We start from the raw sequence: 23,996 nt of genomic DNA, 5'->3' as shown, positions 1-23,996 counted from the left end.
TGCGGCACTGCCAGCCAGACCGGCCAGCGAGAATCACGCCGGCCGGCCTGGTTTTTTCCAGGGACCGCCGTTGTCGCCCGCCAGGGGCTGAATCCCCGCTGCAAGGGACCTTCCGGTTACGCCTATGAATTCTCTTTCAAGCATACGCCGCCCGCTTAAAGGTGTCGGCTACTACCTCTGGGTGGGGGTCTTCTTTCTGGGGCTCCTGGCCGTTTGCGGCTTTCTCTACTACGCCACCCTGAAGATCGACTATGTCTGGCGCTGGTACCGGATCCCGCAGTACTTTGCCTATGAGGACACCGTCGAAATCAAGAGCGACATCAGCGGCAGCGTCGCGGAGATCACCCCGGAGGGCGAAAACGCCCTGATTCGAATTCAGGAGACCGGCGGCGGGGAGGCTACCTTTCGCGTTCCGGCCAAGGGGGTCGCGGTGGCCGCCGGGGACATGATCTTCCCCGGCGACACGCTGAGTTCCTTCAAGCAATGGAAAGTCGGCATCCTGATGCAGGGCCTCTGGCTGACACTCAAGGTCAGCGTGGTGGCCATCGTCTTCGGGATCCTGATCGGCATGGTGGCCGGCCTGGCCCGGGTTTCGGCCAATCCGGCCTTCAAGTGGTCCTCGATCGCCTACATTGAACTGATCCGCGGCTCTCCTCTGCTGGTCCAGATCTTCATCTGGTATTTCGTCCTGGGCACACTGATCAACACCCTGCTGTCCCGACAAGGCCTGAGCCAGGTTCCGCCCCTGTGGTTCGGCGTGGCGGCCCTGGCCGGCTTCACCGGGGCCTATGTGGCGGAGATGGTGCGCGCCGGGATCCAGTCCATCCACCGCGGCCAGACCGAAGCCTCCCGATCGCTGGGCATGACCTATGTCCAGTCCATGCGCCATGTCATTCTGCCCCAGGCCATGCGGCGCATCCTGCCGCCCCTGGCCGGCCAGTTCATCAGCCTGATCAAAGACTCCTCGCTTCTCGGCATCATCGCCATCCGGGAACTCACCAAGGCCACCCGGGAGGTGGTCACCACCAGCCTGCAACCCTTCGAACTCTGGTTCGTGTGCGCCATCCTCTATCTGGTGTTGACCTTTACGTTATCCATGCTGCTGCAGTACGTGGAGAGGAGGACACTGGTCCAGTGATCGCCGTACGCAACGTCTACAAAACATTTTATGCCCCCCACAAGGTCCAGGCGCTGGTCAACATCACCAATGAAATCCAGGCCGGCGAAGTGGTGGTCGTGATCGGGCCCTCGGGCTCGGGCAAAAGCACCTACCTGCGCTGCTTAAACCGCCTGGAGAGCGCCGATAGCGGCCATATCCTGATCGAGGGGATCGACATCCTGGATCCCAAGACCAATATCAACAAGGTGCGCGCCGAAGTGGGGATGGTCTTCCAGTCCTTCAACCTTTTTCCCCACAAATCGGTCCTGGAGAACATCACCCTGGCCCAACAGGTGGTGCGCAAACGCTCCAAGGCCGATGCCCACCAAAAGGCCATGGCGCTGCTGGCCAAGGTGGGGATCCAGGACAAGGCCGGGGTTTACCCGGACCAACTCTCCGGCGGCCAGCAGCAGCGGGTGGCCATCGCCCGGGCCCTGGCGATGGACCCCAAGGTGATGCTTTTTGACGAACCCACCTCGGCTCTAGACCCCGAAATGATCGGCGAGGTCCTGGATGTGATGAAAAATCTGGCCCGCGAAGGGATGACCATGGTGGTGGTCACCCATGAAATGGGCTTTGCCCGCGAGGTCGCCGACCGGGTGATTTTCATGGACCATGGGGCGGTGGTGGAGGAAGGCACCCCGGAGCACTTTTTCACCAACCCCACCCACAGCCGCACCAAGCTGTTCCTGAGCCAGATCCTTTAGCCGACCGCCGGCGGGGGCGGCAGCCCCCCGCCGACTTCCCCTCGCCCTGGGCAGAACCCCACATGTAGTGTGCAAAAGTTTCAAAGAACACATCCAGTTGTGCTTTTAACTTTACAACCCCCCGCCGGACTGCTATGAAAGCCCCAATTTAAGCTCCGGGGTGCCCCTCACCGCCCTCGAGACGCCCAAAACCGGGCTTGGGACCGGCCGCAGGGCCCATTCGGGCGTGACCCCCAGGTCCCAACCGTCCGCTCCATTCCAGGAGACCATCCGGCATGAAGCTCAAAAAGCTGGAGATCACCGGTTTCAAATCCTTCAGCGAAAAAGCCGTGATCCACTTTCCCCCCGGCATTTCGGCCATCGTTGGGCCCAACGGCTGCGGCAAAAGCAACATCGTCGACGCGCTGCGCTGGGTGATGGGGGAGCAGAGCCTCAAACAGTTGCGGGGCAAAATCAAGGAAGACATCATCTTTGCCGGAACCGACGGCAAACCCGGTATGAACCTGGCAGAGGTGTCGCTCACCCTGGTCAACGACAACGGCAGCGCCCCGGAGGAGCTCAAAGATTTCAGCGAAATCATGCTGACCCGCCGGCTCTACCGCTCGGGGGAAAGCGCCTACCTGCTCAACAAGGCCCCCTGCCGGCTGAAGGACATCCACAACATTTTCCTGGGAAGCGGCATGGGCGCCAAGTCCTACGCCGTCATCCAGCAGGGCAATATCGGCGCCATCACAGACGCCGGGCCGGAAGAGCGGCGTATTTTCATCGAAGAGGCTGCCGGCGTCACCCGCTACAAGAGCCGCAAAAACGAGGCCCTGGCCAAGGTCGAGGCCACCCGCCAGAACCTGTTGCGGCTGGCCGACATCATCACCGAGGTCCAGCGGCAGACCAGCGGACTGCGGCGGCAGGCCAAAAAGGCCGCTCAGTACAAGGCCCTCAAGCGCCGCATCCGCAGCCTGGACATCCGCCTGGCCCTTGACCGCCACGACCGGTTGACCGCGGCGATCGCCAAAACCGACGCGCTGCTGGTGGAATTGAAGGATGCCGACCTGGCCCACTGCGCCCGGGTCAAAAGGCTGGATGCCGCGGTCGAGGGCATCAAGCTCAAGCGCTGGCAGAAAAACCAGGAAATCGCGGATCAGAAAAACCGCAAGTTCGAAAGCCAGCGGGAAATCGACCGCATCGAGAACGATCTGGCGCACCTGCGCCAGGAGGTAGGGCGCCTGGGGCGTGAAACCGGCGAGCTTGAAAGCGCCCGCCGCGACCTGACGGGCAGAAACGAGACCATCGCGGTGGAGATCGATCAGGAGGAACGCGCGGCCGCCGCGGCCGAGGCCGAGATCGAAACCCTGCAGGCCGCGGTGCGCCGGGGACAGGCGGACGCCGAGGGCACGAAACAGGAGCTGGCGGAACTCAACCGGACGCTTGAAACCGCCAAAGCCGCCCTGATGCAGGGGGTGGCCGAAGAGGCCCGCGCCAAAAACATCTGCCAGAATGCCGCCAACAACCGCGAAAGCCTTGAGCGCCGCCTGAAGCGCCTGGACGAGGAGGAGCTGGCCGCCACCCGCAGCCTGGCCGAAGCGGAAAAGGCCGAGGGTGCCGTCCGGAACCAGCTGACCGCCATCCGGGAGGAAATCGCCCAGCTCGACTGCCAGGCCAACGCCACCGAAGGCCAGTTGAAGCTCCAAAGCCAGTCCCTGGGAGCCCAGGTCAAGGCTGTCTTAACCCTCGAAAACGAAAAAAGCCAGCTACGCTCACGCCACGCGGCGCTCAAAAAAATGGAAGCCAATTTCGAGGGCTACCGCGACGGGGTGCGGGCCATCATGACCGCCACGGGCGGTGCTGCGGCATCCGATGGGCAACTGCCGGCGCAGGTGCTCGGCCTGGTGGCCGATATCCTGGAGCCCGAGGCCGCCTACCAGGCCGCGGTGGAAGCCGCCCTGGGAGAGGCGCTGCAGCACATCCTCGTCTCCCGCCAGGAGGACGCGGCCGCACTGGCCGCCCACCTGCGGGAAAAGGGCCTTGGCCGCAGCGGCTTCATTCCCCTGGCCGACATCCGGCCGGCAGCCCCGGCAGACCGGCCGACGGGCGAGCGGCTGCTGGACCACGTCGCCCCCCGCCCGGGGTTTGAAGCGGTCTGCACCGCCCTACTGGGCCATGTCGACGTCGCGCCCAGCCTGCCGGAGGCCGTGGCCCGCTGGAACGCCGGGGGCCGCCGGCGGACCCTGGTGACCCCTGCCGCCGAGATGGTGACCTCGGATGGCATTCTGATCGGCGGCAGCCGGGAGGACGGCGCCGGCATTCTCGCCAAGAAGCGCGAAATCCGAGAGCTCGGCAGCCGCATCACGGCCCTCGAGGCCCGCCTTGACGAGGCCCGGGGGCAGCAAAAAACCCTGGAGCAGACGGTGCGCGACCTGGAAACAGGGCTCCAGAAGCAGCGGATGGCCCAAAAACAGAGTGCCCAGGAGGAGGTCGCACTGGAAAAGGCCCACTACCGGGCCGCCGAGGCGGTCAAACAGGCCCGCCGGCGTCTGGAAATCGCCCGGCTGGAGCAGGAACAGGTGATGGGCGAGGCCAAAGACATCGACGCCCAGTTGGCCAGGTGCCATCAGGCGGTGGCCCGCATCCAGGCCGAAGTCCGGGACACCCAGCAGGCCGTGGCCCTCAAATCCCGGGAGATTGCGGAGATTTCAACTCGCATGGAAACCTTCAGCCAGGATCTGCTGGATTTGAAACTGCGCCAGACCGCGCTCCAGGCGCGCCTTGAAAACAACCGGGCGACCCTTAGGCGTCTGCGCACCTTCCGCGATGACGGGCTGAAGCAATTGACGCAGCTGGCTGAGGAAATTGTCCAGAAAAGCCGGAAGCGTCTGGCCGCCGAGGAAAAGATCGACCAGCACGAAAAGCGGCTGGCGACGCTCAGCAACGCCTTGGAGCAGCTGGAGATTTCCCTTGAAGCCAACGAGGCCAGCTACCGTACCTTTGACGCCAGCTTGCAGGAAACCGACCAGGCGATCGCCGCCATCCAGACCGCCCGTGAGGCGGCGCTTCAAAAACTGCGGCTGCTGGAGGTGGACCGCAGCCAACAGACGCTGCAACGAGAAGCCCTGGAAACCCGGATCCTGGAGACCTACCAGCGCCCCCTGGAGGACTTTCGGCGGCCCCTGGCCGGTCAGCCCCCCGAGGTAAACGAGGCACCCGACCGGCCGACAGCCGAGCTGGAGGTCGAGCTGGCCGATTGCCGCAAACGGCTCGGGGCTTTCGCTGACGTCAACCTGGGCGCGATCAGCGAGTTCGAGGCGCTTGAAAAGCGCCACGCCTTTTTGACCGGCCAGCAGCAAGACCTGGAACAGGCCCTGGGGGATCTGCAGAAGGTGATCCGCAAGATCAACCGCATCACCCAGGAGCGTTTCATCACGACCTTCAACCAGATCAACGAGAAGCTGGCCGAGGTCTTCCCGCGCCTCTTTGAGGGCGGCAGGGCCCAGCTGGTGCTGACCGCACCCGAGAAACCCCTTGAAACCGGCGTGGAGTTGATGATACACCCTCCCGGTAAAAAACTCACCCAGCTGAGCCTGCTTTCCGGCGGCGAAAAGGCGCTCTCCGCCATCGCCTTCATTTTCGCCATCTTTCTGATCAAGCCGGCATCCTTCTGCCTGCTGGACGAAATTGATGCCCCCCTGGACGAGGCCAACGTTTACCGGTTCAACAACCTGCTGAAAATCATCGGCGACCAGTCCCAGATCATCATGATCACCCACAACAAGAAAAGCATGGAATTTGCCGACACCCTCTTTGGGGTGACCATGGAGAAGAAGGGCGTATCCAAGCTGGTGTCGGTCAACCTGACCCACCCCTCCCAGGCTCAGAACGCCCCGAATTGACGCGCCCCGGAGACCTGGCGGCGGAAAACCACGGGAAGTGATTGCAATGCAAGAAAACCTGGAAGGGTTTTGGGAAGCCTTAACGCGTCTGCTGGCGGCAGTGCCGCGCGAGGTCTGGTGGGGCGTTCTGGTGTTCATCCTGACCATCGTGCTGACCAAAATCATCCAGCGCCTTGCGGCCCGCAAAACGCCCAAACCGCCCGGCAAGCCGCAGGTGGAAGCGCCCGTGCCATCCGCTGAAGACGCCGGGGCCCCTCCCCGCCCCGCCGCCGAAACCGCTCCGCCCCTTGCTGCACAACCGGCAGCTCAGGATACGGCCGCCACGCCGACGGGCTTTCTGGCGCGCCTCACGGAGCGCCTGGGCAAAACCCGCCGCTCGCTGGCGGCGGGCCTCGAAGGCCTCTTCCGCGGCCAGGGCAGGATCGACGCCGACATGCTCGAAGAGCTGGAGGAGCTTCTGATCACCGCCGATATCGGGGTGGGGACCACCGCGGCGCTGATGGACCGGATTTCAGCGCGCAAGGCCGAGATCGCCAACGCCGAACAGCTCAAAAACACCCTCAAGGAGGAAATCCTGGCGCTCGTGGCCACGGCGCCGCCGCCGCCCCAGGGCGCCGTTAAACCCCATGTGATCATGGCGGTGGGGGTCAACGGCGTCGGCAAAACCACCACCATCGGCAAGCTGGCCGCGCGCTACACGGCGGCCGGGCAAAAGGTGCTGATCGGCGCCGCGGACACCTTCAGGGCCGCCGCCGGCGAACAGCTGGAAATCTGGGCCCGGCGCTCCGGGGCCGAGATCGTCCGCCACCGCGAAAACGCCGATCCCGCCGCCGTGGCCTTCGACACCATCGAAGCGGCCCTGGCCCGCGGGGTGGACGTGGTGCTCGTGGACACCGCCGGGCGATTGCACACCAAAGTCAACCTGATGGCCGAACTCCAGAAGATTCAGCGCACCATCGACCGTAAACTGCCCGGCGCGCCCCACGAAGTCCTGCTGGTACTGGACGCCACCACCGGCCAGAACGCCCTGGCCCAGGCCAAACTCTTCCAGGAGACCGTGGGCGTCACCGGCATCGCCCTGACCAAGTTGGACGGAACGGCCAAGGGCGGCATCGTGATCGGCATCTGCAACAGCCTCCAGATCCCGCTGAAATACATCGGCATCGGCGAAAAGATCGCAGACCTCCAGGATTTCGACCCCCAGAAGTTCGTCAGCGCCCTCTTTTAAGGGTCGCGGGGAAAAATCCGCCGCTGCGGGAGGCGCGCTCCCGGGGCTATTTGACGATCGGGAGAATCCTGCGGAACTCCGTGGTATTGGCCCGCCGCGCCCACTGGAAGATGACGATCTCCGCCGAGCTGACCACCGCGCCGGCCTGGCGCAAGAGATCGACAGCGGTCTCGCGGTTTTGCTCCACCCGGGAGGCCACGGCATCGGCCACGAGGTGCACCTGAAAGCCCGATGCGATCAAATCCAGAGCGGTCTGCAGGACGCAGACATGGGTTTCCATCCCGACCACCACAATCTGGCGGCGCTGGAAATCCTGGACGGCGGGGAGAAACGCTGGTTCCAGGCAGGCGCTGAAGTGCTCCTTTTGAAAGACCCGGGAAGTTTGAATCTCCCGCAGCAGTTCAGGATCGGTTGGGCCAAGCCCCTTTTTGTACTGCTCGGTCACCAAAACCGGGACCCCCAGGGCGTTGGCGGCCCGGCCCAGCTGGCGCACCTTGGCCACAGTCGCCTCCCATGACCCCATCACCTTGCGCATCGCCTCCTGAACATCGATGATCAGCAGCAAACTGGCTTCACGCTCAGCAACAAATGGATGACGTCTCATGGTCCCGCCTTTCAGGTGGAGGCGCTCCCGCCGGCAGCCTCACCGGGTGATGACAAAGCGCTCATGGCCTCCGCTGGGGTCGTGCCAGGAAACCGTCACCGCCGTTACGCGGGCCCGCGGGGGGCCGTTACGGCACCAGGCCAAAACGGCCTCCACCCGGCCGCGGGGGCCCTCGAAGACGGCCTCCACGGTTCCGTCCGACCGGTTTTTGACCCAGCCGGTCACCCCCCCGATGGCTTCCACGGCGCGCAGGGTCTCCATGCGGTAAAACACCCCCTGCACCCTGCCGCTGATGATTGCGTGCGCACACACCGTGTTCTCTTCCATAGCTTGACCCATCCTTTCTCCCACCAGGGGGCGGTTGCCGGGGACGGGGTTCAGTCGCCCGGGCCTTCGGCCGCCTCCAGCAGCACCAGAAAGCGCTCCTCGTCGATCACCGCGACTCCCAGGGCTTCGGCCCGGGCGCGTTTGGAGCCTGGCGCGCTGCCGGCCACGACGAAGCGCGTCTTGGCGCTGACGCTGTTTGAGACCGTCCCCCCCAGCCGCTCGATGCGCGCCTTGGCCTGGCTGCGCGGCATGGATTCCAGTGTGCCGGTCAGAACGAAGCGCTGCCCCGCGAAGGGGTTCCCAACCGCGGGCCCGGCCGCGGGCGCCACGATCCGCACCCCGCACACCAGCAGGGCCTGCACGGCCCGCCGGTTTTCGGCCTGGTCGAAAAAGGCCCTCACGCTGCCGGCCACCACCGGTCCGACCCCGGCGACGGCGGCGATCTGTTCCTCGCTGGCGGCGGCCAGGGCCTCCACGCTTTTAAAGTGCTCGGCCAGCAGACGGGCGATGTGCTCGCCCACGTGCCGGATGCCCAGGGCATAGAGAAACCGGGCAAGCGGAATGGTCCGGCTGGCCGCGATGGCCCGGACCAGGTTTTCGGCCGATTTTTCCCCCATTCGCTCAAGCGACGCCAGCTGCTGGGCCTCCAGCCCAAAGATGTCGGCGTAGGAGGCGATCAACCCCTTGTCCACCAGCTGCGCCACCAGCTTTTCGCCCAGGCCGTCGATGTCAAATGCGCCCTTGGCGGCAAAATGCCGGATCCCCTCTTTGATCTGGGCCGGGCAGCTGGCGTTATTGCAGCGCATCACGACCTCCCCCGCCAGCCGCACCACCGGCGCCCCGCAGACCGGACAGGTGTCGGGCATCTGAAAGGGGCGCTGGCTGCCGTCGCGCAGCGAAGGCAGGGCCTTGACCACCTCGGGAATCACGTCCCCGGCGCGCTGCACCAGAACCCGGTCCCCAATGCGGATATCCTTTTTGGCGATTTCATCGGCGTTGTGCAGGGTCGCCCGGCTGACGGTCACCCCGCCGACGCTGACCGGCTCCAGCAAGGCAACCGGGGTGATGGCGCCGGTGCGCCCCACCTGGACCTGGATGTCGCGGATGCGCGTGGTCTCCTGCAGGGCCGCAAATTTGTAAGCGATCGCCCAGCGCGGGCTGCGCGCGGTGGCCCCCAGGGCCTGCTGGAAGTCCAGGCGGTCGACCTTGACCACCATCCCGTCAATCTCGTAGGGCAGTTCGTGGCGCTCGGCCGCCAGGCGGCGAAAAAAGGCCAGCGTCTCCTCGATGGTGATCTTCTCCCGCACGAGGGGGTTGATCCGGAAGCCGAGAGTGCTCAGATACCGCAGGGTGTCGCTGTGGGCAGCCAGCGGCCGGCCGTCCACGGCGCCCACCCCGTAGCAGAAAATCTCCAGCGGGCGCCCGGCAGTCACCCGGGAATCCAGCTGCCGCAGGGAACCGGCGGCGGCATTGCGCGGGTTGGCGAAGGGCGCCAGGCCAGCCTCCAGGCGTTCCTGGTTGAGCTTGCGAAACCCCGCCCGCCCGATGAACACCTCGCCACGCACCTCCAGCAGCGGGGGAATCGACCGGCCTTCGGGGGACCGCAGGCGCAGCGGAACGCTCCGAATGGTGCGCACGTTTTCCGTGATCACCTCCCCGCTGAAGCCGTCGCCCCGGGTGGCGGCCATCACCAGCAGCCCCTCCCGGTAGACCAGCTCCACCGCCAGGCCGTCCAGTTTGGGCTCCGCCGTGTAGCGGATCAGCTCCTGGACGGCCAGCAGGCGTTTGATACGGGCATCGAACTCGCGGATGTCAGCGTCGTCAAAGCCGTTCTCCAGGCTCAGCATGGGCACGCTGTGGCGGGCGGTGGCGAATTTTTCAAGGGGCGGGGCGCCCACGCGCAGGGTGGGCGAGTCCGGCGTGCGCAACTGGGGGAAGCGGGTTTCCAGCCGGATGAGGGCCTGCATCAGACGGTCGTATTCGGCATCGGAAACCTCGGGATCATCCAGGACGTAGTAACGGTAGTTGTGGTGGTGCAGCGCGGCCCGCAGCCGCTCCGCCTCTTCGCGCACCTCGGGGGTCACAGAATCGGGCATAGCGTGCTCAGCACCTCGCAGACCGCCTTGCGGGCGGCCGTGAAACGCGGGTCCCGGAAACCGGGGCGCCACGTCAGGTCCGCCAGTTCATCGGAGACCACCAGAATGGCGCCGGCCGCAACACCCCGGAAGCGGGCGACCGTCAGCAGGGCCGAGAGCTCCATTTCCACCCCGATGGCCCGGCGCTGCCGGAAGTGTCGTAGTTTGGCCGGGGTTTCGCGGTAGATTGCGTCCGTGGTCCAGATGGCCCCTTCGTGAAAGGCCAGCCCCTTGCGGGCCAGGACCGCCCGGGTGTCGGCCAGCAGCCGCGTGGCCGGCCGCGTCGGGCGGTCTTGGCTGCCACCGTAGTGGCGCGAGGTGCCCTCATCGATCAGCGCCTGGGTGGGCAGGATGATGTCCCCGATGGCCACCCGCGGGGATATGGCGCCGCACCATCCGAAAAAAAGCACCCGGCGAAGCCCCCAGGCGATCAGGCTTTCCAGCACCATCACCGCATAGGGCGCCCCCATCACGGGGCCGCAGATGGTAAAGGCCGGCGGGGCCGACCCCTCGGCCGGATACACCCGGCTCATCAGCAGGGCAGTGGCCTGCCGGGGGTCCAGCCGATGCCGCCGGCAGAGGGTGTCGAGGTCCGGCTGACAGGCCACCAACAATCCCGACGGGCCGAGATCCGGCGACCTGCGGCCCTTTACGGGGTTCACAATGGCGGGTTCAAGGCCGTCGTCAGTGGCCATGGCGGGGGCCTGCATGGGGTTTATTCGGGTTCCACCAGCCGGGAGAGTTCGTCCTTGATCTCGTCGATGTTCTCATAGAGCCACAAGACGTCCTCCATACTCAGGCGGCCGGCTTTGGCCGGCGCCCGGTCGGTGCCGTCCTTCTTCTTCAGCATCCGGGGGCCGATCTGAACCTTGGGCTCCCCGCGGTCGTACTGGTTGATGGAAACCATCAGGCCGGTTTCCGGGCAATGCCACTTCTTGATGATCTTGTCCTTTTGGGGATCAAACGCCATCCAATCCTCCCTACTCACCCGAAGCCGCAACGGGGCCGGCTGTCAGGTTGAAATTTTTGAAAAATCGGCGATATTTTCGAACAGGCCGGCCACCAGGGCCAGCAGGGCGAAGCGATTGTCGCGGACCGCGGGTTCCTCGGCCATCACCATGACGCCGTCAAAAAAGGCATCCACCGCACCCCTCAGGGTAGCGATCGCCCGCAGGGCCAGATCCGGGCGCCGGTCAGCCTGGTGGCGCGCCACCTCGGCCTTGACCCTCTGGTAGGCCTGCAGGAGATCGCCTTCACAGGGATGCTCGAAGCGCGCGGGGGAAACGGCGCCAGCATCGGACGGCGCCGCGGCGACACCCGCCTTTTTCATGATGTTGACCACCCGCTTGAAGGCGATCGCCAGGGGCTCGAAGTCCGGTGCGGCCCTGAGGGCCTCCAGGGCGCGGGCGCGCTCCCAGACGTCGGGCACGTCGTCCGCCGAGGCCGCCACCACCGCCGCGACGACGTCCTTGGAGAGCCCCTCCTCGGTCAGCAGGTGGGCCATCCGGTTGCGCAAAAAGGCGAAAACCTGCTCGGCACTCTGGGTCGGGGGCGCGTCTCCGATTCCCTCGTAGGCAGCCAGAGCGGCCGCGATCAGCTTGCCCAGGGAAAAGCGCATCCCCTGGTCGCGCATGATCTGGACGATCCCGATTCCCTGGCGGCGCAGCGCGTAGGGGTCCGACCCGCCCGTGGGCACCAGCCCCACCCGGAAGCAGCCGCAGATGGAATCCATCTTGTCCGCGATGCTGACCACCGCACCGGTTTGGGTCCGCGGCAGGGCGCCGCCCGAGGCGGTGGGCCGGTAATGCTCCTGGATGGCGACGGCAACGGCCTCGGGTTCACCGGCAACGGCGGCATAGACCCGCCCCATGACCCCCTGGAGTTTCGGAAACTCCACCACCATCTGGCTGACCAGGTCGGCCTTGCAGAGCAGGGCGGCGCGGGAGGCATCCGTCCGGAGGGTGCCGGCGGCATCCACCCAGCTGGCGACGGTCTCTGCCAAGGCCTGCACCCGCAGGGCCTTGGCGTGCATCGAGCCCAACTTTGCCTGGAACAGGACGCCCTGCAACTTGTCGACCCAGTCTTCCATGGAGGCCTTCAGATCGCTGCGATAAAAGAACATGGCGTCTTCCAGACGCGCCCGCAGCACCCGCTGGTGGCCGCGCGCCACCAGGGCAGGGTCCTTGGCGGCGGTGTTGTTGACGGCTATAAAATGGGGCATCAAGGCGCCGGCGGCGTCTTCGACGGCAAAGTATTTCTGATGCTCGCGCATGGAGGTGATCAGCACCTCGTCGGGCAGCTCGAGAAATTTGGTGTCGAACCGGCCGGCAACCGGCGCCGGGTATTCGATCAGGTGGGTCACGGTGGTGAGCAGTTCCTCGTCGGGCAGGATGCGGCCGCCCAGTTCGGCGGCCAGGGCTTCGATTTCGGCCTTGACCCGGCTGCGGCGCTTGGCGATATCGGCCAGCACCCAGGCTGTCTCCAGCCGCTGGAGGTATTCCGAGGGGTGCGAGATCTTGATCCGACCGGGCTTCAGGAAGGGGTGTCCCCAGGTGTGGCGGCCGCTTTTGATATCCTCCAGGGAAAAACCCACCACCCGGCCCCCCAGCAGCGCCAGCAGCGAATGCACCGGCCGCGCAAAAGCGGTACGGTAATCCGACCAGCGCATGGTTTTGGGAAACGGCAGCGCGACCACCACCTCGGGCAGGATGGTCTTGAGCAGGGTCAGGGTCGCCAGGCCGCGCTCGGTTTTGCGCGCCGCCAGATAAGCGCCCTTGGGGGTGTCGACGACCTTGATCTTCCTGACGGAGATCCCGACCTTCTCGGCGAACTTGCGGGCCGCGACGGTGGGCTTGCCCTGGGGGTCGAAGCCGACGGTGGCGGGCGGGCCGGTGACCTCGGTGGTCAACGGCTTCTGCCGGTCGGCCACGTCCGCCATCAGGATCGCCAGCCGCCGCGGGGTGCCGTACACCCGGGCCTCGCCGTGGTCGATGCGCGCCGCGGCGAGCTTTTCCTGCAGGATCCGCGAGAGGGCCGCCAGGGCCGGCTCGATGTAGCCCGCCGGGATCTCCTCGGTTCCAATTTCAAACAATAAGGGATGGTTCATCTCTGTTTTCCTCTTGTGCGGCTTTACCGCAAACTGGAATTTTCAGCGGTCCTTCGGCGCCGGCGCTTCAGCCCGCGCTTTTGATCAGGGGAAACCCCATGGCCTCCCGCTGCTTGAGATAGCCCTCGGCGCAGGCCCGGGCCAGGTTCCGAATGCGGCCGATGTAGCCCGTACGCTCGGTCACGCTGATGGCGCCACGGGCGTCCAGCAGGTTGAAGGTGTGGGAGCACTTGAGGCAGTATTCATAAGCCGGCAGGACCAGCCCGGCGGCCATTACCCGCTGGGATTCGGTCTCATAGCGGTTGAAGAGCTCCAGCAAAAGGGCCACGTCCGCAATTTCGAAGTTATAGCCCGACTGCTCGACTTCCTGCTGGTGGTGGACGTCCCCGTAGGAAACCGTCTCGTTCCAGCGCAGGTCATAGACGTTGTCGATGCCCTGGAGGTACATGGCGATGCGCTCGAGGCCGTAGGTCAGCTCCACCGAAACCGGATTGAGCTCGATGCTGCCGGCTTGCTGAAAATAGGTGAACTGGGTGACTTCCATGCCGTCCAGCCAGACCTCCCACCCCAGGCCGGAGGCGCCCAGGGTCGGGGACTCCCAGTCATCCTCCACAAAGCGGATGTCGTGCTCCAGCGGTTCAACCCCCAACACCTTGAGGCTTTCCAGGTAGAGCTGCTGGACATCCGTCGGGGAAGGTTTCAGGATCACCTGATACTGGTAGTAGTGCTGCAGCCGGTTGGGGTTTTCACCGTAGCGGCCGTCGGTGGGCCGCCGTGAGGGCTGGACATAGGCGACCTTCCAGGGCTCCGGGCCCAGGGCCTTGAGAAGCGTTGTGGGATGAAAGGTCCCGGCGCCGACTTCCATGTCGTATGGCTGAACCAGGACGCAGCCCTTGCGGGCCCAGAATTTCTGAAGCGCGAATATGACATCCTGAAAATACATGATACCTTCCTTGGGTGTTGATAGGGTTTTGACGAAGGGCCCCGGGCGTCGCCGCCGGGAGGGCTCTCAACCGGCGGAGGTCGGCTCCCCGCCGACGGCGTCCCGGTTCGGGACTTCCACCGCCACCCCGCGGGTGTCGAGGCGAAACGGCAGCAGCCTGGCATCGGCGACCGCATCCAGAATTTTTTGCCACACCGGCGCCAGCCGCTTGATGGCCGCCCGGGGCCCCAGGGCCCAGAGGCAGCCGCCGCCGCCTGCACCGGTAAAGCGGGCCCCGCAGCGGGCGTCGATGGCTGCGGCCACCAGTTTTTCGCCGGTGGCGTCCAGGACCGCCGGGGTCAACTCGCGCCGCACGGCCGTTTCACGGTTCATGGCATCGGCCGCGGCCTCGAAATCGCCCGCCCACAGGGTGGCGGCAAAGCGGCGCGTCAAGGCGGCGATCTCCTCCCAAGACGCGCGCTTCTCACCGGCCAGAAACTGCCGCACCCAGCGGCCGTTGACATCCTGGGATTCGTGGGGCACCCCGCAATAGGCCACCAGCAGATGTTCGGCCAGGGATTCATCCCCCGGCGCAACGGGCAGCACCTCCCGGCGAAAGGCCGGCTCGCCGAAACCGGAGCGCCAGTGCCAGACGTTGACCCCGCCGAAGGCGGCGGCCAACTGGTCCTGGAGCCCGCAGGGCACCCCGGCGACGCTGGCTTCGATAGCGTGGGCCAGCAGGGCGACCTCCCGACGGGGGAGCCGGCGCCTTAGCCCCATCTGTTCAGCGGCGGCCTGCAGGGCGGCCACCAGGGCCACGGCCGCCGCCGAGGACCCGCCCAGGGCACTGCGCGGCGGGGAGGCCGAGTCGATCCGGATGTGGACGCCATCGGCGTCGAAAAAAGCCGCGATGGCGAACATCAGCCCCAGGGGATGCCGGAAAGGCGCCTGGTGGGTGGGGAAAGCCGCGCTTTCAAATCCCCGCGAAGAGACTTTCACATGTCCCACGGCATGGGGCTGCAACACGACCCGGGTGCGCAGCGCCATGGCGAGGTTGACGGTGCAGGGGGCATGCCGCCGCAGGGGCAGGTGAAAGGTACTGATGTCCAGGGTGCCCCCCATGTCGATCCGGCAGGGGGCCGAGGCGCTCACCGGGTGTGCGGTCAGCGCCTGGTGCAGGCTCGGGGGCATCGCAGCTTCTCCCGTGTCATCGGATTTCCCGCAGAAACTTGAGGCTGCGCGGGGTTTTGCCCAGGTGATAGGGGACAAAGGCTTCCAGAAAAGCGGTGCTTTCGGCCACGGCGGCCGGCGAGAAGCGAACCCGCCCGGCCTGGGCCAGGTCGCTGCAGCTGAGCCACTGCAACAGCTTGAGGGTCCCCTTGGACAATTCGCCCGGACCGCCACCGGGGCCACCGCAACGGCCGCAGACCGCCCCGCCCCGCGCAGGGTCTATCCGCAGCCCGCGGCTCCGGAGCTGCTCCAGCTGACAGCCGCAGGCGCAGCAGGCGTTCAGCTCCGGCAGAAAACCGGCCAGCGCCATGAAACGCACCTGAAACAGAAGATTCAAGACCGCCACGTCCGGCGCATCGCCGCTGTCCAGTTCGGCCAGGACATGCGCCAAAAGGTTGAAGAGCGCCAGGTTGGCGACGTTTTCCTCCATCCACAGGTTGACCAGCTCCGCCCAGTAGCTGGCATAGGCGGTTTTCCGGAAATTGCCGCGGATGCCGGCATGGGGATGTTTCAATTCGGCCTCCTGCAGGATCGGCAGGCCGCGGCCCACCGAGCATTGCAGCTGAAGCAGGGAAAAGAGTTCCAGCACCCCGCCAAAGCGCCGGGAACTCTTTTTGGCATACTTGGCGATGACCGACATTTTGCCGCGCGCCAGCGTGAAGCAGTTGAGGATCAGGTCGAAGTCCCCGTGCTGGATGCGCCTCAGGGTGATGGCCGGGGTGGAAAAGGATGCCATGTCAGATGCCCAGAAGGGTGGTTGCGATCTGGAAGTAAAAGAACACGCTGATGATATCGATGGCGGTGGTCACGAAGGGGCCCGTGGCAACCGCCGGGTCGATATTCAGGCGGGCAAAGAGCATGGGCACCATGGAGCCCACCAGGGCGGCGATCGCCATCGAGGAGAGCACCGCCAGGCTGACCGCCAGGGCAAAGCTCAACCGGCCGTAGCGGGCCTGTGCGACCCCACCGATCAGCAGGCCGTAAAACACCCCCAGCACCCCCCCGATGACCAGCTCCTTGAACACAACCTTTCGCAGATCGCGCACCATCAAGCGTCCGGTGGCCAGTCCGCGGACCACGATGGTGGAGGACTGGGTGCCAATATTGCCCCCCATGCCCATGATGACCGGGATGAATGCGGCCAGATAGGCGAAACGGGTCAGGCTGGGTTCAAAGTGGTTGATGACGTAAAAGGCTACGATGCCGCCGAAACAGCTGGCAAAAAGCCACGGCAGACGCATCCGGGTGCTCTTGTAGATCGACTTGGTTTCGATGAACTCATCCCCCACACCGGCCATCTTGAGCATGTCCTCGGTGGCTTCGGCGCGGAAGATGTCGATGACGTCGTCGACGGTGACGATCCCCACCAGCCGGTGGGAGTCATCGACCACCGGCACGGCCAAGATGTCGTAGCGGGCCACCACCTTGGCGACCTCCTCCTGGTCCATGTCGGTCTGGACTGAAAAAACATCCCGGGTCATAAACGCCTTCAGCGGTGTTTCGGGCGGCACCAGCACCAGCTGCCGCAGGGAGCTGACGCCCACCAAGCGGCCGTTCTCGTCGACCGCATAGAGGTAAAAGGGCATCTCCACATCCTGATACTCCTTCTGCAGCGAGGCGATCGCCTCGCGCGCGGTGCAATCCTCCCGGAGGGCGATGAAATCGGTCACCATGATGCCGCCGGCGGTATCGTCCCGGTAGCTCAGCAGCCCTTCGACCTGCGCCGAGTGCTCCTTTTTCATCTTTTCCAGGACCGCGCTGGAGCGCGCCTCGGGAAGCTGGCCGATGAGGTCGGTGACGTCGTCGTTGGGCATGGTTTCGAGGATTTTGACGAGTTCATCCAGGTCGAGATCCTCGACAAGATCCAGGAAAGTCTCGCGGTCCAGCTCGCTGAGCACGATTCCTTTCTGCTCACGGCTTTCGATCAGTTCAAAAAGCCGTTGCTGGTGCGCCGGCGACAGGGTTTGGAACACCGCCGCCAGGTCGGCGGCATGGGTTTTCCTGACGATTTTACGCAGGTGGGTCGATGCGCCGCGCCTCAACAGGCGCCGAATGCTGTCGGCCAGAATTTTGCTTCGATCGCGGTGCATAGCGCTATTCGGTTCCCCCCGTTTCTCAGGGCAGCTGCAGGGTGACCACCTGCCCGCTTTTACCGGGGACCCTCACCGGTCTGCCGTTAAGGGTCAGCCTCAGGCCGGCGGCGTTGCCAATCAGCAGGTTGAAGCCGCGGCGGGCCTCCAGGGTCACCTTTTCACCGGGCTTGAGCAGGTATTCCACCGGTCGCTGGTTGTCGCTGATGACCTTCAGCCATGTCTCCTCCTCCGCCAGGGCCACCAGGGCCAGCGGCCCGACCGATTCGGTGGCGGGGTCGGTTTCCGGGCGCCCGGGAGCGGCGGCGGCTTCCACCGGTGCCGGCGGCGATTCGCTGAGCTTCTCGGCCGGGGCGGCGGCGGGCGCCGGCGTCTGTTCCCCCGCTGGACTGCCGCCGCGCGCCACCGCCGCCGGCGGTGGCGCCTGCGAGACAGCCGGGGCCGTGGGGCGCGCTGCACGCTGCCAGCGATTGAACCCGAAAACCGAGAGGCCGGTCGCCACCGCCAGCAGCCCCAGGACAGCGCACAGCCGGAACCAGGGACGGCGTTTGGGTGCCCGGGCCACGGCATCCGTCCGGAGGGTGTCGTTGTATGCCCGGCGGCTGGCGTGGTAGCGCCGGATGGCCTCCCCCGGCTCCGCACCAATGGCCTGGGCATACGCCTTGAGATACCCCACCACAAAGACGACGGCCGGCAGCCGCTGGTGGTCTTCGCGCTCGATGGCCAGAAGATTGCCCATCCCGATCCGGGTTCGGGCGGAGATCGTCTCCAGGCTGATGCCCCTCTCCAGCCTGAGATCGCGCAGGTACTGACCGAAAGCGAAGGGGTGATTTTCAGTTGCCATCTTACTGGATGATTTTGATGTGAGCGCGCTGGCGCAATTCCCGGAGCCATTCGGTGAATTTTTGATTCACCACTTCGTCGAACAGCCTGCTTTCGATTTCGGCGGTGACGGCCTCGAGCGGTTTGCCGCCGCTTTCCAGGATCTCCTTGACCTCGAAAATCTGAAAGCCGTATTCGGTATCCAAGATTTGGGAAAATTCCCCCGGCTTGAGGTTTTGAACTGCGGCCTGGATTTGGGGGCTCAAATCGCTCAATCCAAAAACCCCCAGATCCCCCCCCTCGCCGGCCATCGGCGACTGGGAGTATTGGCGGGCCAAAGCGGCAAAGGATTCGCCGGCCTTCAGCTTGGCGTGCACCGCGCTCATGGCACGCAAAACCGCCTGTCTTTCCTCTTCCCCGGCCGGAGGCGGCACCTGCATGATGATGTTGCGCAGGTGGTATTTCCGCTGCCCCCCGAATTGATCCCGGTGTTGCTCGTAATAGGCCTTGACGTCTTCCTTGGTGATCACGATTTTGGACTTGATCTGGCGGTTGACCAGCTTGGTTCGCAGCAGTTGCTCCCGCACGCGCCGGCGGTAATCGTCGAGACTCATGCCGTCGCGCGCCAGGGCCGCCTGCAGGTCCTCCTCGGTCAGAAAGCGCGCGGCTTTGAGCCGTTCGATGGCGCTGTCAACCTCCTGGTCGCTGACCCTGATATCGGCCTTGCGAATCTCCTGGTCCGTCAGCTTCTCGTTGATCAACTGGTCGAGGATATCCTCACGGACCTTGAAGAGCATCTGATGCTCTTTATCAGGGGGATACCCCATCGTGCCCAACTTGTTGCGGTACGGCCGGAGGGCCTGATCCAACTCCACCAGAGTGAGCACGTCGTCGTTGACCACCGCCACGATCCGGTCGACCACCTCCCCAGCGGCAGTTCCAAGGGCCCAGAGGCAGAGAATGCCGGCGGTCAGAAGTGCTTGGTGCCAAAACAAACCCGGGACTTTCCCCCGGTGGCGATTAAAGAAACCCGTCATGGTGTTTGCGGAGATTGGCATAAGCAGCGACAGAAGTCGTTCCGGCCGGCTCAACGCTCTATGCCGGTGATTTCGTTCCATAGGTTGTGGTTGATCTCAACGGCGTACTTCGCCTGCAGACCTTTGAGCCAACCGGCATAAGCCGCTTCGGCTTTTTGTTTGCGCAGATACCGGATCAGCCGGGTGTCGATCCGCGGTTCGGAGGCTGGGGGGGCATCGCCGGCCGCCGATGATCCGGCCGCCGCCTGTCCGCGGGTTGCCAGGTGGGCGGCGATATCCTGCGGCGTGAGCTCGACGGTGTCGATCAGCCCGGCCTCCACCACCTTTTCGATCAGCAGGCGCCGGCGGACGGCCTTTTCCCATTCGGCATAGGGGATGGCATTTTCCAGCAAAACCTGCTCAAAAACCCCCTCGGGATAATCGGCCTTGATTTTCTCAACCGCCGCCGCCAACTCCTCGGGGCTCACCGCAATGCGCAGGCTGTGGGCCTCTTGCACCAGGATCAGCTCATCGATCAGCTCCTCCAGCAGCCGCAGCTGCGCCTCCCGCCGCGCGGCGGCCTCTTGCAGGGTGTTGTGGGGATAGGCGACCTTGGCGATTTCAAAGGCGCGCTGGAACTCAAGGGGGGTCACGACGCTTTGGCCCACCCGCAACAGGAAAAGCGGGCGCTGCTCGGAATCCCCCCCCTTGCAGCCCCCCAAGAGGGCCGCGAGGCAAAAAAAAGCGACGGCCAAGGCCGCCCGATTAAACCTATTTGGTCGGTTTGGCGCCACCTTCCCCAGCCTTTGGCAGGCCCGTTTCAGATGGTGCCCTGCCCCGGATCAGGGTTGCGGGCAACACGCCGGAATCCGCGCAAAAGCACGGCTGGCAAACCCGCGGCAACTTATTTCAAGCAAAATAAGCCTTTAGGGGTTAACACGGGCGCTGATTTCTTTCAAGATGTTTTTGGCCTGAACAAGCAGGCGGTTGGCAGATCCCTTGGTGAGCCGCACTTTCAGAACCTGATCCGGGGTGTACTCACAGGTCTTCTTGCGCGCCATGACAAACTCGACGATGCCATAGGGTGTTTTCTGGTGCATTTCGGAAAAGAAAAGCTGCAGCTGCTGCAGCTGCAGGTCCAGACGCTTGACCCCGGCGCGCGCGGCCAGGACCTTGAGCATGATTTTCAGCAGAAGGTTAGCGCCGGCCTCGGGCAACGCCCCGTAGCGGTCCTCCAACTCGGCCTTGAAATCCGAGATTTCCTTTAGGTCCGTCATGCGGGCCAGGCGGCGGTAGGCGCTCAGGCGTTGGTCGATATCCAGAATGTAGTCCTCCGGCAGAAAGGCCGACATCGGCATGTTGATCTCCGGCTCCAGGCTTTCCACCACCGGATCGCCTTTCATCTCACAAACAGCGTGTTCCATCAGCTTCAGGAACATGTCGTAGCCTACGGCGGCGATGTGTCCGGACTGGTTGGCCCCGAGGATCGTGCCGCCGCCGCGGATTTTCAGATCGCTCATGGCGATCTGAAAGCCGGAGCCCAGGTCACTGTGCTCCATCAGCACCTTCAGCCGTTTTTGGGCGTCCCGGCTGAGGGCGCTCTCGTTGGGAATGAAGAGATAGGCATAGGCCTGCTCATCGGAGCGCCCCACCCGCCCCCGCAGCTGGTAAATCTGCGACAGCCCGAAGCGATCGGCGCGGTTGATCAGGATCGTATTGGCAGCGGGAATATCCAGACCCGATTCCACGATGGCGGTGCAGACCAGCATGTCGGTTTCGCGCTTCATAAAGCGCAGCATAACCCCCTCGAGCTCGTCCTCGCCCAGTCGCCCGTGGGCGATGTCCAAACGCACCTCGGGGACCAGTTCTTTGAGGTGCTCGGCGATCTTCTGGATGCCGTGGATATTGTTGTGCACAAAAAAAATCTGCCCCTTGCGCTGCAGTTCCTTGCGGATGGCCTCCACCACGACCGCGTCATCGAACTCCGAAATGTAGGTGATGATGGAGCGGCGCTCCTCGGGCGGGGTCGAAATCACGCTGATGTCCCGGATGCCGGTCAGCGACAGGTGCAGGGTGCGGGGAATGGGGGTGGCCGTCATGGCCAGGACGTCCACGGTTTTCCTGATTTTCTTCAGTTTTTCCTTGTGTTTGACACCAAAGCGGTGCTCCTCGTCGAGAATGATCAGGCCCAGGTCTTTGAAGGCCACATCCTTTTGCAGGAGCCGATGGGTGCCAATCACGATGTCGATTTTGCCGGCGGCCAGATCCTGAACGATCTGACGCTGTTCCCGGGGGGCGCGAAAGCGGCTGAGGCAGGCCAGTTGGATGGGGTAGCGCGCAAAGCGCTGGGAGAAGGTCGCAAAATGCTGCTCGGCCAGAACCGTGGTGGGCACCAGCACCGCCACCTGTTTGCCCTCCATGACGGCCACGAATGCACCCCGCAGGGCTACCTCGGTCTTACCGTAGCCGACATCGCCGCAGATCAGGCGGTCCATGGGCGCGGGACTGGCCATGTCCCGCAGCAAATCCTCGATCGCTTTGCGTTGATCGGGGGTTTCCTCGTAGGGAAAGCCGGCCTCGAACTGGCTGAAGCGGGCATCCCCGGGTCGGAAACTGTAGCCGCTTTCGACCTTGCGCGCGGCATAGAGCTTGAGCAGGTCGCCGGCGATCTTTTCGACCGATTTCTTGACCCGCTGCTTCACTTTGTCCCAGGACTTGCCCCCCATTTTGTCCAGAACCGGCGCGACCCCGTCAACACCCATGTATTTCTGGACCAGCCCCATGCGCTCCACCGGCAGATAGAGCCGGTCATCATCGCGGTAGCGGATCAGGATAAAGTCATTGGTAACCCCCTCGAGCTGCAGTTTCACCAGCCCGGCATACTGCCCGATGCCGTGCTCGTCGTGGACCACCAGGTCCCCCTGCTTGAGGTCCTCGAAGGAAAGCACTTTCACCCGCGCAGAGCCGGGTTTCTGACGGGTTTGCCGGCGGCGGGTGCGAAAAACCTCGTTTTCGGTCAACACCGCCAAGCGCTCCGAGGGCCAGACAAAGCCGTTGCTCACCTCCCCGAGACAGATCCAAGCGGCGGTTCGCCCCGGCTGAATATCCGGCATTCCCGCGATCACGTCCAAGTTCAGGTCGTAGGCCTGCAGCAGCGACTGGATTCGCCCGGCCTGGGCAGCGGTGCTGCAGACCACCAGGGCGGTGTGCCCGGCCCGCTGCTGCGCCCGAAGCCAGTCGGCCACGGGTCTGAACAGGTTTCCCGTGGGCCTGGAGTCTTTGAGCTGGATTTCCAGACCGGCGTTGTCGCTTACCCTAAACGCCATTTCCAGGGGGTTCTCCCCGGCCAACCCCGCGTCCTTCTTGACCGAAAAGAGTTTGAGGAGCAGGGGCTGGGCAGTTTGCAGCCGGCTGCGGACTTCCGGCCAATTCAAGCACAGGTCCTCCGGCGGCACGCACAACCGCCCTTCGCCGCGCGCGGCGTCAAAGTTGGCCCGGGTTTGGCTCTCGGCTTCGCGGGCCGCTTTTTCCAGAACGGCCGGCTCCTCCAGTAGAAACAGCGTGTGGGGCGGCAAATAGTCGAAGAGCGTGCCCAGGCTGGGATAGAGCAGGGGCAACAGGCTTTCGATTCCCGGGAAAACCCCTTCGTTCTTGATGCGGTCCACCACCTTGCGGGTTCTGGAAACGGCGATGTTCTCGGTGGCGGCCAGCTTCCGAATCCGGTTGATGAAGGCCTCGGCATCGCTGGTTTTGAGGATCGTTTCCCGGGCCGGCACCACAACCGCTTCCGAAATGGATTGCAGGGTGCGCTGGCTTTCGGCGGAAAAAAACCGGATGGCCTCCAGCGTGTCGCCGAAAAACTCGATTCTCAGCGGATCGGGATACAAGGGCGAGTAGAGATCGATGATCCCGCCACGCACGCAAAAATCCCCCGGTTCTTCCACCAGCGTACTGCGGCTGTAACCCCCGGCGATCAGTTTGGCGATCAGGGCGTCACGGTCGATTTCCTCTCCGCTCAGCAGCAGTTCGGAATAGGCCACCAACTCACGCTTGGGAATCAGCCGCTGCAGCAGCGCGGCGATGGTGGTGACCAGCAGGGGCGGGCGCGAAGCGTCCAACAGTCGATAAAGGGTCTGAATGCGCGCAGCGGCGGTTTGGTTGTGGTAGGCGATAAATTTGTAGGGCAGGATGTTGTAGGGCGGAAAATAATGGCTGTCCAACGGCGGACGCACCCCGAAGAAACCCAGATCGCGGATGCGTTTTTCGGCTTCCCGGCCGTCGGCCACCACCCAGCACAGCGGCCGGTTCAAGCCCTGGCGGAGGCGGGCGGCCAGATAGGCGCTTTCGGCCCCCGCCACCCCCAGACAGGTGATGCTCTGATGGTGGCCGGCAAGCCGGTTCGTCAGGGTTTGAATGGAATATTTCTCTTGATTTTGGTCAGCAAACACAGTAGTACCCTGAGCCAAACGTGCCGGCGTAGCTCAGCTGGTAGAGCAGCTGATTCGTAATCAGCAGGTCAGCGGTTCAAGTCCGCTCGCCGGCTCCAGCGCGACCAAAGGGTTCAAGGCGGGAAGGCTTGAGTCCTTTTTTTTTGACGGGCCCGGCCGGCGCCAACGACGCGCCAAGCCCGCACCCCTTGGAAGTGTTCCCGATTTCCGGCCTGACATATGCCAAAAAACAAGAAATTACAACCACGAGCCGGGGGTTGGCGGCCGCCCCCTAGCGGTGCCGCCGCGCGCCGAGTTTCGCGCCCGCAGCCGGTCCAC

18 protein-coding genes and 1 tRNA gene are annotated in these 23,996 nt (G+C 64.4%); 5 read left to right on the top strand and 14 right to left on the bottom strand.

The features are described 5' to 3' along the window. Positions 1-124: 124 nt before the first annotated feature. From LJE63_10625 to ftsY, 4 genes are all read left to right on the top strand, one after another. On the top strand, positions 125-1,138 hold the full coding sequence (locus LJE63_10625; GenBank protein MCG6907066.1) for an amino acid ABC transporter permease: 1,014 nt from the start codon (positions 125-127) through the stop codon (positions 1,136-1,138). Continuing rightward, positions 1,135-1,866 (top strand): amino acid ABC transporter ATP-binding protein, encoded by a 732-nt coding sequence (locus LJE63_10620; protein ID MCG6907065.1) that lies wholly within the window; start codon positions 1,135-1,137, stop codon positions 1,864-1,866. The genes LJE63_10625 and LJE63_10620 overlap by 4 nt, the downstream gene beginning before the upstream one ends. 275 nt (positions 1,867-2,141) lie before the next feature. Continuing rightward, on the top strand, positions 2,142-5,750 hold the full coding sequence (gene smc, locus LJE63_10615) for a chromosome segregation protein SMC (GenBank protein ID MCG6907064.1): 3,609 nt from the start codon (positions 2,142-2,144) through the stop codon (positions 5,748-5,750). Positions 5,751-5,796: 46 nt separating this feature from the next. Beyond that, positions 5,797-6,978, top strand: a complete 1,182-nt coding sequence (gene ftsY / locus LJE63_10610; GenBank protein ID MCG6907063.1) for a signal recognition particle-docking protein FtsY — start codon at positions 5,797-5,799, stop codon at positions 6,976-6,978. Positions 6,979-7,024: 46 nt separating this feature from the next. Here ftsY and LJE63_10605 read toward each other — a convergent pair whose 3' ends face one another. From LJE63_10605 to mfd, 14 genes are all read right to left on the bottom strand, one after another. After that, positions 7,025-7,582 (bottom strand): hydrolase, encoded by a 558-nt coding sequence (locus LJE63_10605; protein ID MCG6907062.1) that lies wholly within the window; start codon positions 7,580-7,582, stop codon positions 7,025-7,027. A 39-nt stretch (positions 7,583-7,621) separates the two neighbouring features. Further along, on the bottom strand, positions 7,622-7,909 hold the full coding sequence (locus tag LJE63_10600) for an acylphosphatase (GenBank protein MCG6907061.1): 288 nt from the start codon (positions 7,907-7,909) through the stop codon (positions 7,622-7,624). Between the two features lie 50 nt (positions 7,910-7,959). Beyond that, positions 7,960-10,005, bottom strand: a complete 2,046-nt coding sequence (gene ligA, locus LJE63_10595; protein MCG6907060.1) for an NAD-dependent DNA ligase LigA — start codon at positions 10,003-10,005, stop codon at positions 7,960-7,962. Further along, positions 9,990-10,754, bottom strand: a complete 765-nt coding sequence (locus LJE63_10590) for a nucleoside phosphorylase (protein ID MCG6907059.1) — start codon at positions 10,752-10,754, stop codon at positions 9,990-9,992. Before LJE63_10590 ends, ligA begins: the two co-directional genes overlap by 16 nt. Before the next feature lie 5 nt (positions 10,755-10,759). Further along, positions 10,760-11,014 carry a hypothetical protein gene (locus tag LJE63_10585; GenBank protein ID MCG6907058.1) on the bottom strand — a complete coding sequence of 85 codons (255 nt, stop codon included), beginning with the start codon at positions 11,012-11,014 and terminating at the stop codon, positions 10,760-10,762. A 42-nt stretch (positions 11,015-11,056) separates the two neighbouring features. Continuing rightward, positions 11,057-13,150 carry a glycine--tRNA ligase subunit beta gene (glyS, locus tag LJE63_10580; GenBank protein MCG6907057.1) on the bottom strand — a complete coding sequence of 698 codons (2,094 nt, stop codon included), beginning with the start codon at positions 13,148-13,150 and terminating at the stop codon, positions 11,057-11,059. A gap of 67 nt (positions 13,151-13,217) precedes the next feature. After that, positions 13,218-14,093, bottom strand: a complete 876-nt coding sequence (gene glyQ, locus LJE63_10575; GenBank protein MCG6907056.1) for a glycine--tRNA ligase subunit alpha — start codon at positions 14,091-14,093, stop codon at positions 13,218-13,220. Between the two features lie 66 nt (positions 14,094-14,159). Beyond that, positions 14,160-15,263 (bottom strand): galactokinase, encoded by a 1,104-nt coding sequence (locus LJE63_10570; GenBank protein MCG6907055.1) that lies wholly within the window; start codon positions 15,261-15,263, stop codon positions 14,160-14,162. A 16-nt stretch (positions 15,264-15,279) separates the two neighbouring features. Further along, complete coding sequence (gene recO / locus LJE63_10565; protein ID MCG6907054.1) at positions 15,280-16,038, bottom strand: DNA repair protein RecO; 759 nt, start codon at positions 16,036-16,038, stop codon at positions 15,280-15,282. A gap of 1 nt (position 16,039) precedes the next feature. Continuing rightward, the gene (gene mgtE, locus LJE63_10560) at positions 16,040-17,392 is read right to left on the bottom strand and encodes a magnesium transporter (GenBank protein MCG6907053.1); all 1,353 of its coding nucleotides are present in this window, start codon (positions 17,390-17,392) and stop codon (positions 16,040-16,042) included. Between the two features lie 25 nt (positions 17,393-17,417). Next, positions 17,418-18,236 (bottom strand): DUF4115 domain-containing protein, encoded by an 819-nt coding sequence (locus LJE63_10555; GenBank protein MCG6907052.1) that lies wholly within the window; start codon positions 18,234-18,236, stop codon positions 17,418-17,420. A 1-nt stretch (position 18,237) separates the two neighbouring features. Beyond that, a complete protein-coding gene (locus tag LJE63_10550) occupies positions 18,238-19,251 on the bottom strand; it encodes a SurA N-terminal domain-containing protein (protein MCG6907051.1) in 1,014 nt (337 codons plus the stop codon). Positions 19,252-19,301: 50 nt separating this feature from the next. Then, positions 19,302-19,985 (bottom strand): SurA N-terminal domain-containing protein, encoded by a 684-nt coding sequence (locus tag LJE63_10545; GenBank protein MCG6907050.1) that lies wholly within the window; start codon positions 19,983-19,985, stop codon positions 19,302-19,304. A gap of 171 nt (positions 19,986-20,156) precedes the next feature. Beyond that, positions 20,157-23,678, bottom strand: a complete 3,522-nt coding sequence (gene mfd / locus LJE63_10540; GenBank protein ID MCG6907049.1) for a transcription-repair coupling factor — start codon at positions 23,676-23,678, stop codon at positions 20,157-20,159. Positions 23,679-23,700: 22 nt separating this feature from the next. Here mfd and LJE63_10535 point away from each other — a divergent pair. Further along, positions 23,701-23,776: transfer RNA gene (locus tag LJE63_10535), tRNA-Thr, on the top strand. Positions 23,777-23,996 lie beyond the last annotated feature (220 nt).

The sequence above is a fragment of the Desulfobacteraceae bacterium genome (assembly GCA_022340425.1).
Classification (GTDB): domain Bacteria; phylum Desulfobacterota; class Desulfobacteria; order Desulfobacterales; family JAABRJ01; genus JAABRJ01.
Note: the sequence above shows the minus strand (reverse complement) of the source record. Positions and strands in the feature narration are given on the sequence as shown.

Bases quoted from the DNA above. Each gene is read 5' to 3' on its own strand.
- ligA (MCG6907060.1), bottom strand. From the start codon at position 10,005: ATGCCCGATTCTGTGACCCCCGAGGTGCGCGAAGAGGCGGAGCGGCTG.
- LJE63_10585 (MCG6907058.1), bottom strand. From the start codon at position 11,014: ATGGCGTTTGATCCCCAAAAGGACAAGATCATCAAGAAGTGGCATTGC.
- ftsY (MCG6907063.1), top strand. From the start codon at position 5,797: ATGCAAGAAAACCTGGAAGGGTTTTGGGAAGCCTTAACGCGTCTGCTG.
- glyQ (MCG6907056.1), bottom strand. From the start codon at position 14,093: ATGTATTTTCAGGATGTCATATTCGCGCTTCAGAAATTCTGGGCCCGC.
- LJE63_10550 (MCG6907051.1), bottom strand. From the start codon at position 19,251: ATGACGGGTTTCTTTAATCGCCACCGGGGGAAAGTCCCGGGTTTGTTT.
- LJE63_10600 (MCG6907061.1), bottom strand. From the start codon at position 7,909: ATGGAAGAGAACACGGTGTGTGCGCACGCAATCATCAGCGGCAGGGTG.
- LJE63_10605 (MCG6907062.1), bottom strand. From the start codon at position 7,582: ATGAGACGTCATCCATTTGTTGCTGAGCGTGAAGCCAGTTTGCTGCTG.
- smc (MCG6907064.1), top strand. From the start codon at position 2,142: ATGAAGCTCAAAAAGCTGGAGATCACCGGTTTCAAATCCTTCAGCGAA.
- LJE63_10555 (MCG6907052.1), bottom strand. From the start codon at position 18,236: ATGGCAACTGAAAATCACCCCTTCGCTTTCGGTCAGTACCTGCGCGAT.
- mgtE (MCG6907053.1), bottom strand. From the start codon at position 17,392: ATGCACCGCGATCGAAGCAAAATTCTGGCCGACAGCATTCGGCGCCTG.
- recO (MCG6907054.1), bottom strand. From the start codon at position 16,038: ATGGCATCCTTTTCCACCCCGGCCATCACCCTGAGGCGCATCCAGCAC.
- LJE63_10590 (MCG6907059.1), bottom strand. From the start codon at position 10,754: ATGCAGGCCCCCGCCATGGCCACTGACGACGGCCTTGAACCCGCCATT.
- LJE63_10625 (MCG6907066.1), top strand. From the start codon at position 125: ATGAATTCTCTTTCAAGCATACGCCGCCCGCTTAAAGGTGTCGGCTAC.
- glyS (MCG6907057.1), bottom strand. From the start codon at position 13,150: ATGAACCATCCCTTATTGTTTGAAATTGGAACCGAGGAGATCCCGGCG.
- LJE63_10570 (MCG6907055.1), bottom strand. From the start codon at position 15,263: ATGCCCCCGAGCCTGCACCAGGCGCTGACCGCACACCCGGTGAGCGCC.